This window comes from Vibrio sp. Y2-5, from assembly GCF_014596725.1.
Taxonomy (GTDB): domain Bacteria; phylum Pseudomonadota; class Gammaproteobacteria; order Enterobacterales; family Vibrionaceae; genus Vibrio.
Genome location: NZ_JACVEG010000001.1, coordinates 703,718 through 717,765, shown reverse-complemented (window position 1 = coordinate 717,765; position 14,048 = coordinate 703,718). Strand labels below are relative to the sequence as shown.

The following is a 14,048-nucleotide window of genomic DNA, read 5'->3' as shown; positions in this document are numbered from 1 at the left end:
CGATGCACTCCAAGATAAGTCAAAATAAGAGAGACAAACTTCAAAAAGGCGCACCGAAGTACGCCTTATCAGTGAAAGCAATATTAGTCACGAAGAGCTTGAGTAAAGATGGTTACTGCTTTGTCTGTTGTCATCTCTTGCGCGTTCCATACTTCAGTCACAGCATCTTTAAGTGAACCGTATAGATATTCTTCCATCAGCATTGAGCCATCAGGTACCTGACGGTCAGCCACTTTTAGGATCGCTGCACCTTTTTGTGCACAAATATCCATGCTTGAAACATCGACATCGGTACGCACTGGGATCGAACCTTTCAAGTTATTGAACTTAACTTGCGTCTCAGGGCTTAGCATTGATTCAACCAGTTTATGTTGGACTGCGATTTGTCCTTTATCGTCGGTTTTCGGGAATACAAATACGTCACCACCCACGATGTAAAGAGAATCATCGCCTAGACCTGGGAAACAACCATAATCTTGACCAGGAATTTTGTTGGCTTGAGTGAACTCACCTTTCGCCCAGTCACCCATGATTTGAATACCCGCTTTATCGTTGATAACGAGACTGGTTGTATCATTCCAGTTACGCCCCGGAGAACCTGCATCTACGTATGGCTTAAGTTTCAAGAAAGTATCAACAACCTTTCTAAATTCCGCTGAGTTAAGTGTTTTACTATCACGCTTACCTAGCGCATCAAGGTAAAGCTGCTTGCCGCCTACGTTACTTAGAACGGTGGCAAACATTAGGTTTTCTTGCCAGTTTTGACCACCTAGAGCCAGAGGGATATAGCCTGCAGCTTTAAGTTTATCTAGAGCTGAAAACAGTTCATCAACCGTAGTAGGCTCTTTCTCAATACCCGCTTTAGCAAATGCTTCTTTTGAATACCAGAACCAACCCGGCATATGAATGTTCACAGGAGCCGCATAGAAATGGCCATTAACCTTGATGGCGTTCAAAGTCGGTTGCGGCAAGATTTGTTCCCAGTTATTGGCTTTCGCTACTTCATCGATATTGTTCAGCATGTCTTCTGCAATCATCTCGTGATACTGCTGAGAAGTATTAAATAGAGCCGCTGTCGTTGGGGAACCACCAATCATACGGTTGATTGCGGCACTACGAGCATTTGAACCACCCGCCACTGCGCTATCTTTCCAAGTTCCACCTTGCGCCTCAAAAGCATCGGCTAAGACCTTAATCGCTGCAGATTCGCCGCCGGAAGTCCACCAGTGCATCACTTCTGCTTCTTCTTTAGCAAAAGCTGGCGCGGTAGCGAGGGTAATAGCGGCAGCCAAAGTAAGTTTCTTAATCATGGGGGTACCTTTAGAGTTCGTTATTGTGTCTATTAATAATAATTAACGTGAATCATAATGGTTTAAAATGGAATCGATTCCATTTTTATATTTTATATATCTATAAATAAGACTCTTCTAGAAGATCTTTTATTAAATATATCAATATGAGGAACTGATCACTAAATGCATAAATTAATAGTTTTAGGCGAAAAAAATCTGTAAATATGCAAAATATGGCTCTAACATGAGCTAAAAGCAGTAGTTTAGGTAAGTGAGTAGAAATCTATGGCGACGATAAAAGATGTAGCCAAATTGGCGGGAGTTGGAGTCGGAACCGTTTCCAGACACCTTTCGGGAAACGCTTCTGTTTCACCCAAAGCAGGCAAAAAAATCGCAGCTGCGATGGCAGAATTAAATTATCGTCCGAACAGTATGGCGCGTTCACTGTCGTCAAAACGTTCAGATATTGTTGGCCTTTGGGTACCCTCTTTCTCTGGCTCATTTCATAGAAAAATGTTGCAAACCATTGAGCGAGAACTCCGCAAGCGGGACAAGCACATCATTCTGGCCAACGCTGAAGATGCACAAAACGATGAAGAACGAATCAAGTGCCTCGATTACTTGATTGAACGTGATTGCGACGGCATTTTGATGTCATGCCCTGAGTTATCCGTTGTCCAACTAGCGAAAATCGAAGCTCGCTACCCTAAAGTGGTGTTTATTAACCGTGATGTCGAAGAATTAATAGACAAAACTTTCTGTGCTAATCATTACCAAGGTGGTCGCTTAGCCGCGGAACACCTAGTTGAGTTGGGACACACCGAGATTGCCATCGTCACGGGACGTATGAATGCACAAGATGCTATCAGTCGTCATCAAGGCTTCATCGACCGTCTGGCTGAATCTGGCATACAGGTGAAACCAGAGTTAATTGAATCCGGCGGCTATAGTTTCGAACTGGGCCGCGCTGCCACTCAACGCCTGATTGATAAAGGTATCCCATTTACCGCTCTATTTTGTGGTAACGACAATAGCGCCATGGCGGCGATCTCTACACTGAACGAACAAGGTATCGTCGTTGGCAAGCAGGTATCGGTGATTGGTTATGACGACATTGACTTGGCTGAATATGCCTCGCCATCGTTAACCAGCGTGCGCATTCCACTAGAAGAAATCTCTATCAATGCTTGCCACCAGATCCTCAATTTATGTTACGGCGAATCACTGCCAATAAAGACTCGTTTTGAGCCAACGTTATCTATCCGCAATTCAACCCACTCAGTAAAACAATTGGAAACTAAGTAGTATTTCAGAGGCCTATTGAATGACACACTATATTGACTCCGGCAAACGCTTCTTACTAGATGACCCAACACTAGTACCCAACAGCGCGGGATATTTATGGAATAAGAAGATGATGATTCATGTGAATTGTCAAGGTTACGCTGTAGCTCAATATATGAACCCTGAGCCTAAAAAATACGCTCACAATCCGAATATGGCGGCCACCAGTTTTATGCAGCCAGAGCAACCGTACTTCGCCCACCATCCAGGTCGCTTTTTTTATCTGAGAGATGATGAAAGCGGTGAGATGTTCTCAGCACCATTTGCACCAATGAAGAAAGAGCTCGATAGCTATCAGTTCCTACCTGGCCTCAACGATATTAAATGGCACATCAAGTGTTTCGGTATTGAACTGGAGATAACTCTCACCCTTAGCGCTGATTTTGTTGCTGAACTATGGAAGGTCAAGGTTGTGAATCGTGACAATAAGGCGAGAAAGATCTCGCTCGTCCCCTACTTTCCGGTCGGCTATATGTCTTGGATGAACATGGCGGCTCACTACGATGAAACGCTGAATTCGATTGTTTGTACCTCGATCACGCCATACCAAAAGCTTGAGGACTACGAGAAGAATAAACATTTTAAAGACATCACATACTTAGCTTGTGATGTGCGCCCGACTCATTTTGAAACCAGCATTCCCCGCTTTGAAGGGCAAGGAGGCTTACATAATCCAACAGCCCTACAACAAGGTAACGCGCTGAGTGATCAAGCCAACTACTATGAAATGCCAGCGTGCATAATGCAGTTTGCACTAAACCTGCAATCTGAAGAAGAACAAGAGTTTAACTTTGTATTCGGACCAGCATTGGATAAAGCCGAGATCAGCGACACCCTAGAGCAGACTCTGGGCGCAAATAGGAACCAGACTGTCACTCGTTACGAAAACTACATTGAGTCGGGTAAAGGGGTGCTACAGGTATCAACACCGGACAAAATCTTTGATCAGTTCGTTAATAACTGGTTGCCTCGTCAGGTGTTCTACCATGGGGATACGCATCGATTAACCACTGACCCACAGACACGTAACTATTTGCAAGATGGCATGGGCATGGCCTATGTCAACAGCCATGAGACTAAGCAGGTTATTCTCACTTCTTTGGCACAGCAGAAACGCGATGGTGAAATGCCTGATGGCATTCTGTTAACACCAGAAGCCGAATTAAAATATATCAACCAGATCCCTCATACAGACCACTCAGTCTGGCTGACGCTGATTCTGGAAGCGTATTTAAATGAAACCAATGATTGGGCTCTGCTCAATGAACCTGTCGCTTGGGCTGATTCCGACGAGAAGAGCTGCGTACTGGAACACATGAACCTTGCCATGGAGTACATGTGTCACGCACGCGATGAACGCGGCTTGCCTTATATTGCTCAGGGAGATTGGTGTGACCCGATGAATATGGTGGGTTACAAAGGCAAAGGAGTTTCAGGCTGGTTAACTCAAGCATTAAGTTTTGCTCTGCAATCTTGGATTCACCAATCTCGCGGTGTTAATCACAGCGAGAAAATCGACCAGTTCCAAAAAACCGTCGATGAACTTGCGGTTATTGCCGACGAGTATTTATGGCAGGGTGACTGGTATGCTCGTGGTATCACTGATGACGGTGTGACTTTCGGCGTACCTGAGGACAAAGAAGGACGTATCTTCTTAAATACACAAAGTTGGGCTTTCCTAGCCAATATGCCTAATGAACAACAAACCGCACGAATGCTCAAAGCCGTAGATGAGCAATTGGATACGCCTTATGGTGTGATGTTATGCGCCCCTGCATTTACAGCTATGCGAGAAGATGTTGGCCGTGTTACGCAAAAATGGCCAGGCTCTGGTGAGAATGGTTCTGTCTATAACCATGCCGCTGCTTTTTATGCTGCGAGTATGTACAACATTAAACAGTCCGACAGAGCCTTTAAGACCCTGAGAAAGATGTTAGCCGATCCAGAAAGTGATTCCTTTGCTCAACGAGGTCAGCTCCCTGTATACATTCCAAATTACTATCGCGGGGCATACTACCAGTTCCCTGAAACCGCAGGACGTTCAAGCAACCTGTTTAATACAGGTACTGGCGCATGGTACTACCGCTTAGTGATTGAGGAGTTATTTGGTTTGAAAGGTTGCCAACAAGGTCTTGTGATTGCACCGCAATTACCTTCTGACTGGAAACATGCTCATGTATTGCGTCAATTCCGTGGTGCGACATTCGATGTTGAATACCAAGCGGTAAGCAGTGAGAGTGAAGCAGGCATTGTTGTAGACGGCCACTGCCTATCATCGAACGTGATTGAAAATATCACTGCGGGCAAGACTTACGAGGTCGTTGTTCGCATCTTTCATCGTTAGCAACCCAACCTAAGAACCGATCCATAGGTCAGAGTTAACCTCTCTGACCTATTCCCTAGCCTCATCAATGAAGCCTCTAACAAAAACTAAAATCAATTTGAGTCAAACTATGAGCGATAACAAAAACCAACATTCTGCAGTGTTCATCATCATGGGCGTATGCTGCACAGGAAAATCAACCGTAGGTGAGCATTTCGCAAGAGCCATTAACGGTAAGTTTATTGATGGTGACGATCTGCATCCTAAAGCCAACGTAATTAAAATGTCTCAAGGTCAAGCACTGAATGATGATGACCGAGCCCCTTGGCTAGAGCGAGTCCGTGACTCTGTTTTTAGCATCGAAAAGAAAAACGAAATCGGCGTGATAGTTTGCTCGGCGTTAAAGCAGACGTATCGCGACAAAATACGTGAAGATAATAACAATGTGGTGTTCCTGCATCTTCATGCCGACAAAGAAGTGATTGCACAACGAATGCAAAACCGAGAAGGTCACTTTATGCCGTTGTCACTGCTCGACAGCCAATTCGCTACTCTTGAAATGCCTTCATCGCAAGAACCAAATACTCACCAAATCGATATTACGGGTTCTATTGCAGACGTCGTGAATCAGTGTGTTTCTGTTAGTAAGGCTTATTTAAGTTAACAAATACAACTGCGCTTAATGTTTACTACCTTTAACCTTGTGTGATTAGAAACAAAAACGCCTTCTTTCAAGAAGGCGTTTTTTATTAGGTTTCCGTTATTAACTGAGCTCTTCGGCTAATAACTGCTCTTCGGATTTCGGTTTTTCCGTTTGTCCGAAGCCTCTTAAGCCAACCACGTGAACGTGCTCGTGGTCTTTAAACACCTTACGCACCAGTTTATAGGTTGTCCCCTTCTCTGGGCTGATGTTTTCAGGTGCCGCAATCAGAAGCTGCATATCTAAGCGATCACATAGCTCAAACAGCGTTGCAATTGACTTAGAGTCAAGACGCGCAGCCTCATCCAAGAACAGCAGACGACATGGAACGATATCTTTACTACGCAGACGACGAGACTCTTCTTCCCAGCTTTGAACCACCATCAGCAAAATTGACTGACCGGTACCAATTGCTTCACCGGTAGACAGTGCTCCAGATTCCGCTTGTAACCAACCATCTGAACCACGACTTACCTCAACACTCAGTTCTAAGTAGTTACGGTAATCCAGCATCTCTTCACCCAGAACCTGAGCCGAGCGCTGCCCCATATCGATATGCGGGTTCACACGTTGGAATAGCTTCGCCATCGCTTCTGAGAAGGTGTAGCGAGAGCTTTCAAAAAGATCTCTGTGCTGCTCATGGTTATCTGACAATCCTGTTAATAGGATTTCATGACTTTCACGAACTTTAACATTCAGACGAACGCCTTTCACCTGACCAAAGGCAATGTTTGACAAGCCTTGGTTCAGCATACGGATTCGGTTCTGTTCACGCTGAATGGTTTTGCGAATAATGCTCGCCACCGATTCAGAGCTGATAGCCAAACGGTTCTCACGCTGAGTCAACTCTTCGGTTAGACGTGCCAGCTCCACTTCCATCTCTTCGATAGCTTCAACTGGGTCATCAGTACGAATGATGTCTTGACGAATGCGTTCGCGAAGATGCTGGTAAACAGCGATATAGAACAATACTTTACGTTCAGGGCGAGCATTGTCTTCCGACTGACGTAGCGCATCACGCAGATCTTCATTATTTGCTACCGCTAAACGAAGCGCACCTAATGATTTGTCTGACATAGAACGCAGTTCATCCGCCGACAAATAAGCAAGTTCACGTTTGTGCAGACGGCGCTCTACATCGTTTTCGCGCGCTAAACGCAGTACAGAACACCAGCCCGCTTTTGCATTCACAACGAAAGTACGTAAATCACGGTAGTCTTTCTCGACTTTCTTAAGACGCTTCGCCAGAGACTTCATCTCAAGTTCGGTAGAGGTAATGGTACGCTCGTACTCACTCTTACGAGCTCGAGAAGTATGCAGACGTTCATTCAGTTCGTCACGGCGACGTTGTGCACGCTCAAGCGCACCTTCATCTGCATGAACACCAAACTCTTGTAGTTCTTGCTTAAACTCTTGAACCGTTTCAAGTTTTGCCTGATGCGAGCTCTTTAGCGATGCCAATACCTGATTGTATTGACCAATTTGTGCTTGAGACTGTTTCAGCTCTTCACGAGTACGATTACGGGTGCTTTCCGCTTGCACTAGCTTCGCTTTCAACTGCTCACTTAATTCACTACTTTGACTCAACATATCCACTGAGTCTGAATAAGCAAAGTGATGACGGCGTTCAACCAAATCAGACAACGCAAAAATCTGCGCTTTCAATTGTTGGAGGTTTGCATCCGCTTGTTGATATTGCTCTTCCAGTGCGTCGAATTGCTCTGGATCTGCATCCAGCGCATTGACCACTTTTTCGAGCTCAACAATCGTCTTTCCATGAGCCGAAATAAAGCTTTTCGATTCACTCAACTGAGCAATCTTTTGCGCGATTTCTTCTACTCGTTCCGCTAGAGAATCATCTTCAATCAGCAACATGTTCGGCGCAATTTTATCTAGTGCAGAAATCGCTTGTTTGCTGAGCTGCACTTGACTGCGTTGTTGTTGATCCTGACTGTCTAACTCAGCCAAAGTACGAGCGATTTGGTTACGTTTATCACGCGCCACTTGAATTGCTTGCTCTGGATCTGCATCAAACGCCACGTGCAGATGCTTGGCGACAAACTCATTGAAGCTGGTGTATAGACGTTGCAGCTTTTGCGAATCAAAAGCAGCTTTCGCATGTTGCTCAACTACGTCTTCACGCTCAGAGCGTAATAGATCTAAACGCTGTTCACGCGCAGCGCGACCAAACAGAGGGATAGCTGGCAGACGTGAATAACGGATCTGACGGTCATTGAACTGAACACAAACAGCGCCATCCAGTTCTTCGGCATTGAATGAACTGTCGTCGAACGCGTCTACATCGCCTTCAATCAGGTAGAGATCTTCAGGACAATCATCCAGTTCAATCAGTTTTTCTTTGATACCTGTCAGGTCAGAAACCACAATCGCGTGACGTGCAGGGCCATACATCGCACTGAAATATGGCGCATCGTCAATGGTGATATCGTCATAAATTTCCGACAGCAATACACCACCTAGCGTATCGGCTAAACCTTTCAAACGAGGATCGTTCGAACCACTTGGAGATGCTAAACGTTCAATTTCTTGATCTAGAACCTCACGACGCTCAGCAAGCTTATCTTTAGCGTTGGATTGGATTTTCTCCTGCTCCAATACCTGCTGCATTTCTGCCATAACAGATTGGCTGTTAGCCAGCTCTGCACCGCTTTGCTCACGTAGAACTTCTAGTGCATCGTTTGCTTTAATCCAAGCAGGAGCGATAACTTCAAGCTGAGTAATTTTCTGCTGTTGGTCTTGCTCTAGGCGACGCTGTTCACTGCGTTTCTCACGCAGTTCTTCTTGTGTCGATTCTAAGTTTTCCAATACCGCTTGATGGCGCTCTAGCTCTTGCTCTACCGCCATTTCATCACTCAAAGTGACTTTGTGTTGTTTTTGGTAGTCATCAACAAGTTTACGAACAGCGGTTTGTTGCTCTAAGCGACGTTCTAAATCTCGTTGCTGCGCATACCATTGTTGTTCGTTTTGCGTCACTTGTTGGGCTTCATTAGCACGACGAATCAGTGTTCTTGCTTGTTGAGCTGCATCTTGGCGTTCAACATTGCCCAACACGCGCTTCACTAAGCTAAACGCATTCTCAAACTGAGACGCTGCCGCAGACGACATATCCAGTTTGTGTTTCAGAGACAGCAACTCTGAAGTGCGCACTTCCTGTTGCTGCTTAAGCTCTGCCACTTTCGCTACGGCGTTTTCAGCACTGATAGCATCATCACCCAGTAGCTGCTGCGCTTTATCTAGCGCTTGCAATGCTTGTTGGTATTGCAGTGCACGGGTTTGTTGAACATCCAGAGCTTGCTGGTAATCGGCCAGTTGCGTCTTGAGGCTATCCACCTCTTCTTCCGCAACTGTCGCCTGCTCTTCGGCTTCTAATAAGCGCTCCTGAGCTTCTTCCACCACCATCATCTGTTCTTCAAGACGCATGTTCAGCTCTTCAAGATCATCCTGATAGCGTTCAATTTTCTCTTGCTGGCGCAATGCGTTTTGAACCAGTTGCAGATGGTCAGAAGCACCCTGATGGTCTTGCTCAAGTGCAGATTCTTGCTCTACCAACATTTCAAGTTCTTCATGCACTCGGTTAAGCAAACTGTTTTGCTCAATCAAGGTTTCACGGGAGCTTAACAACTCTTTGCGCAGTTCTAGGGTCTGTCCAACCTTGTTACGGCGGTCATTGGCATGACGCATGTAATCAGCCGCTACGTAGTTGGTCGATTCCGTAATTAGGTGCTTGAACAGATCGCGGTCGGCTTGGGTTGATTTGATCGCTTCCAGCGTCATGCGGTTTTCACGCAACGCTGATTCCATATCTTGGAACGCTTTCTTTACCCCGCCATTTTGTGGCAACAGGTAATCACGAAGCGAACGAGTAATCGCACTTGAAATACCGCCGTACAAAGAGGCTTCGATTAAACGATAGAATTTAGAACGGTCACTACTACCGCGCAGTTTCTTCGGCAGAACGCCAAACTCAAACATTTGCGCGTGGTAATCCACAGTCGAACTGAACGCTTTGAAGTGCGCGCCTTCAATTGCAGACACAGCAGCTTTTACGTCGTTGATTTGACGTACGCGCGCATGTTTGTCTGAAACCGTTTCGATTAGGATGTCCGTCGGTTTGATGTGGCTAGGTAAACCTTGAATAAGGAATGGTTTGATATCCACTTTCTTATCACGGCCAGCAACCTGTTGCAGCTTCACACCAAACAGTAATCGTTGTTTGCGAGAGTTCACCACATCAAGTGCCGCGTAACAGGCCCCCGGTTGCAACTTACCGAACAGACCTTTGTCACGAGACGCTTGCGAGCTACCCGCTTCTGTTGTATTTCGGAAATGCAGTAAGCTTTGGTCAGGGATAAGCGCAGTGATAAATGCAGCCATAGTGGTCGATTTACCAGCACCGTTACCACCTGATAAGGTCGTGACTAAGCTATCAATATCAAAAGTACGAGCAAAGAAGCCGTTCCAGTTGACCATGGTCAGCGATTGATATTTACCTCTTTCAATCATGCGTCACCTTCCAATTCTGTTTCATCGACTTGCTCTGTTAGGGGGTCTTCATCTGTTAGCGAGTGCTCATCTAACAGGCCTTCCTCTAATAAACCTTCATCTAACAAACTATGTTGATTGGGTTCCTGTGTATGCACAACAGCCTCGCCATCACGGATTAGGCGCAATTGCGCTTCACGCATATCGTCACCGACTCGTACATCAGCGCCGAAACGGAATACCGCTTCACTGATACTGAATTTTGTGGTTTCACCGATATTGATGATCATGCCTAGACGACGTAAACGGCGAAGTGATGCACGAACTTTTTCAAACAGTTTCTCTTTATCCAAATCAGAACCGTTCGCTCTGTTGGTCACTAACTTCATGAGCTTTTTCTCATCGGTTAGCGCAAGCAGCTCTTCATACAACTCTTGATTGGTAAAGATACCCTCATGAGCCAAACGCTCTGGGCTGAGATAGAGGAAACACAACACTTTACCCACCAGCATGTCCAGCTCGGACAAAATACTGCGGCTGATCAATGTTGTAGAACGCGGACGCAAGTAAAAGAAGCCTTCAGGGGCACGTACCAGTTCTGTGTTATAACGTTGGTAAAAATGCGCCAGTTCCGTTTCAAAATCCGATAGGAATGCGTGATTATCTAAATCGTCGCTGGAAACATGTCGACCTGCACGCAAGGCACTATCCAGTGCAGGGAAAAGCGGATTGCTGATCGCTTTTGCCAGATTTTCTGGCATGTATTCATTAATATCTGTCGATGACATTTGCTTGTACCTTTGCACCAAAATCGTTGATTGCTTGCCAGTCCGGCTGAATCGCTCGGTAATCCGATTCGGAGTAACCGAGTCGAACGGCTTGATCAACAACAATTCGTGCTAAATCAAAATGATGAGTTTTTGGATGAGCGGCGAGGTAATCGCGCAATACCGCACCCAAATCTATCGCTTGTCCTTGGTCTTTATGCACTTGCAGCATAGCGCCAATTCTCTCAGCAAGTTCATCGTTTACTTGCTGGAACTCTTCGTATTCCACTTCGTCTGGAACGCTGCCTGTGACTTCATCATCACGAAGTATTAAGGCTTCATCACGTAGATCCATCAGACGTTCAGCATCGGCATAGGTCAAATACCAAGGTTGCTCAAAGTAGTCATTAAAGGATTGACGAAGACGTTGGCTAAACGCGCGGTTTTGGTCCATATCAATAGCGGTGCGAATGAACTTATGCACATGGCGGTCATAACCAATCCACAAGTCAATCGCCTGCTGCCCCCAACTCGTTATACGGTCAAGTTTCATCTGCAAGCTGTATAAGGTCTCTTCAATAAACTCAAGTTCAGGATCGCCATACACGATTTCCTGAATATCTAAAATCTGAGTTTGAAGATCATCGCCTGCGGTTTGCAAGGTATCTTGCAACTCACGAAGCGTAGAAGACGTTTCTGAAAGCAGCGCTTCACAGTTATTAATCGCTTCTCGCCAATCTTTATTCAGAAGCTCTGCGATTTGCTCTTTAACGGATTGCTGTTGTTCGTCCATGACGCGCTGGTTTAAATCGATGCGGTCAAAGATTTCACCCACAGAGTATTTCAATACACCGAAAACGTTCTTTTTCCAGTATCCAACTGAACCACCTTGCTGCGCAGATTCCACGGCTTTTGCCATTTCGTCTGCCAACATTGAGAGTTGGATAGATAGCTTAAGCTTAGAGAACTCTCTATGACGAACGTAGTAATCAGTAATACCTATCGCCAGTGGCGACAGGCGATATATGCTTGCGCCTTCAGTGAGTTCGCTGGTAAAGCGACTGATTAGGCGTTGTTTAACTAGCTCATTAATGGCGTTGTTAGCACGAAAAGCCGACGCTTCACCTGTATCTTCAAACATTCGAGTGACTATAGTGAATGCATCGTGCAACTCGCCTTCACCGAGTTCTTCATCAAATCTTTCGTTACTCAGCACTGCGATTGCAATGAGAAATGCGAGTCGCTCAGTCGATAGATTTAATGAGAAATCATGCTGTTTTACCCAGCTAACCAATTCATCAATAGGTTGCTCAACAGCTTCCTGAGTTAACTCACCCATTGTTATTCCTGTTATTGTTTTTTCTTAGCCCATACATGTATGTATCGGCCTAATGAGAGGTATGGCTCTTGACGACAAAATTTTCGTTCTAAAGCCAATACATCATCGTATTGGTATTCGCCCATGTTTTTCACATTGCCAATATAATCACTGAAACAGCGAATACCCGATTTTCCTTGTATCTCAAACCCTGCATCCTCTATCCATTGGTACACTTCCGTAGGAAGTAATCCGGTTTGAGGTTGTAGCTTGAATCGTTTCCGGTGCGGCATCCCCTCTAATACATGAGGAATGTTGCCACAAACCGCATTCTTATAAACGAGCCCGTGATAGTTGTAGAACATGACAGACGCCATACCACCTGGTTTAACCTGATCTAACAAGTTTTCCAATGCCGGTTTAGGGTCTGCCAACCACTCCATCACTGCGTGAAACATCAGTACATCAACCGGTTCACTTAAATGCTCCTGAATATTTTGCACAGGAGAATGAACCAGATGATATTGATCAAGCAAGCCATGATTGGCAATATCCTGTTTTGCAAGATTGAGCATTTCAGAAGAAAGATCACATAAGGTGACCCGATGCCCGAGTTTGGCGATCTTCTGCGACATCTGTGCGAGCCCACCACCAGCATCAAGTACATGCAATGGAGATTCTGATTGGTCAAAATTGGTTAATATCTGTGCGAGATCTTCCCAAACAATGACTTGGCGGATTTCTCCTTTGTCAGAGCCATAAATGTTTTTTGCAAATTTGTGGGCAATATCGTCGAAATTGCGATCTTCTGTCACGGCGGCTTGAGTTATCATAACGAATTCGTGCTGCTATTTTGTCATAGGAATAGCAGGAATAAAGAGGGTTTATCCCTTTTTATTATCAAGTGCTGTTTTTTCGGACTATTTTGTTTATGTTTGAGCTGAAAAAGATTGTTTCATCCTTTTTAATGCCCTTGCCAGCACTGCTGATTGTGGGATTTATCGGCTTAATGCTGATTATGTTTACTGCCAAGCGAAAGACTGGCAGCCTCATCGTTTTATTTTCACTCACCAGTCTTTTCCTTATTTCGTTCCAACCAATATCAACCCGTTTATTGATGCCGCTGGAGCGTCAATACTCTGCGTTCCTTCCTGTGGAGGGCACCATTGACTATGTGATGGTCTTAGGTAACGGTCATGTCGTTGACGACGACATACCTCCTACGTCCGAACTCTCTCGTACTGCATTGATGCGTTTAGCCGAAGGTATTCGGATTGTTCGCATGTATCCGGGATCTAAACTGATTCTTTCTGGCTACTCCGGTGGCAGTGAGTTCAGCCATGCTCGAATGCTTGCACGCGTTGCTTTGGCACTTGGCGTCGCTAAATCTGACATTGTATTGTTGGAAACGGCAAAAGACACATGGGAAGAAGCTAGGCAAGCCGCCGCTTTCGTCCAAAACAGAAAGCTGGTACTTGTGACTTCTGCTAGCCATATGGAAAGAGCGATTAAAGAGTTTGAATCGGCAGGATTAAACCCTATCCCTGCGCCAACCAACTTCCTAGCGCAGGTGAACATTGCTCAGCCTTGGGAGAAATACACGCCGAAAGCGCGTTATTTGGAACAAACAGAGAGATTCTGGCACGAGAGCTTAGGTCAACTTTGGCAGAGTCTTCGTGACTATGTTGCAGGTTATGAAGAAACAGCGACACAAAACCAGCAATAATCTTTCACTCTCTATATAAGACCCGCCTAGTGCGGGTTTTTTCTTATCCACACAGTACAACTTCTGAACAATTTG

General features: G+C 45.3%; 9 protein-coding genes. 4 read left to right on the top strand and 5 right to left on the bottom strand.

Going from position 1 to position 14,048, the window contains the following annotated elements:
* Positions 1 to 83: 83 nt before the first annotated feature.
* On the bottom strand, positions 84 to 1,310 hold the full coding sequence (locus tag HUO09_RS03330; protein WP_188232966.1) for an ABC transporter substrate-binding protein: 1,227 nt from the start codon (positions 1,308 to 1,310) through the stop codon (positions 84 to 86).
* A 267-nt stretch (positions 1,311 to 1,577) separates the two neighbouring features.
* Between HUO09_RS03330 and HUO09_RS03325 the strand changes: the two genes are divergently transcribed.
* The 3 genes from HUO09_RS03325 to HUO09_RS03315 all read left to right on the top strand — a co-directional run bounded on the left by HUO09_RS03325 (position 1,578) and on the right by HUO09_RS03315 (position 5,623).
* The gene (locus tag HUO09_RS03325; protein WP_167413863.1) at positions 1,578 to 2,597 is read left to right on the top strand and encodes a LacI family DNA-binding transcriptional regulator; all 1,020 of its coding nucleotides are present in this window, start codon (positions 1,578 to 1,580) and stop codon (positions 2,595 to 2,597) included.
* Between the two features lie 19 nt (positions 2,598 to 2,616).
* Positions 2,617 to 4,980: a GH36-type glycosyl hydrolase domain-containing protein gene (locus HUO09_RS03320; protein ID WP_188232965.1), complete on the top strand. Its 2,364-nt coding sequence runs from the start codon at positions 2,617 to 2,619 to the stop codon at positions 4,978 to 4,980.
* A gap of 109 nt (positions 4,981 to 5,089) precedes the next feature.
* The gene (locus HUO09_RS03315) at positions 5,090 to 5,623 is read left to right on the top strand and encodes a gluconokinase (RefSeq protein WP_223159277.1); all 534 of its coding nucleotides are present in this window, start codon (positions 5,090 to 5,092) and stop codon (positions 5,621 to 5,623) included.
* A 99-nt stretch (positions 5,624 to 5,722) separates the two neighbouring features.
* Here the strand turns inward: HUO09_RS03315 and mukB are convergent, their stop codons facing one another.
* From mukB to cmoM, 4 genes are read right to left on the bottom strand one after another with little or no spacing between them, the layout of a single operon-like run.
* Positions 5,723 to 10,183, bottom strand: coding sequence for a chromosome partition protein MukB (gene mukB / locus HUO09_RS03310; protein WP_188232964.1), 4,461 nt, complete (start codon positions 10,181 to 10,183; stop codon positions 5,723 to 5,725).
* Entirely contained in the window at positions 10,180 to 10,950 is a 771-nt protein-coding gene (gene mukE / locus HUO09_RS03305; RefSeq protein WP_188232963.1) for a chromosome partition protein MukE, read from the bottom strand. Before mukE ends, mukB begins: the two co-directional genes overlap by 4 nt.
* Entirely contained in the window at positions 10,931 to 12,268 is a 1,338-nt protein-coding gene (mukF, locus tag HUO09_RS03300; protein WP_167412693.1) for a chromosome partition protein MukF, read from the bottom strand. The genes mukE and mukF overlap by 20 nt, the downstream gene beginning before the upstream one ends.
* An 11-nt stretch (positions 12,269 to 12,279) precedes the next feature.
* Positions 12,280 to 13,062 carry a tRNA uridine 5-oxyacetic acid(34) methyltransferase CmoM gene (cmoM, locus tag HUO09_RS03295; protein WP_167412710.1) on the bottom strand — a complete coding sequence of 261 codons (783 nt, stop codon included), beginning with the start codon at positions 13,060 to 13,062 and terminating at the stop codon, positions 12,280 to 12,282.
* Between the two features lie 89 nt (positions 13,063 to 13,151).
* On the opposite strand from cmoM, the gene elyC reads away from it, so the two are divergent.
* Entirely contained in the window at positions 13,152 to 13,973 is an 822-nt protein-coding gene (gene elyC, locus HUO09_RS03290; protein WP_188232962.1) for an envelope biogenesis factor ElyC, read from the top strand.
* The last annotated feature ends 75 nt before the right edge of the window (positions 13,974 to 14,048 follow it).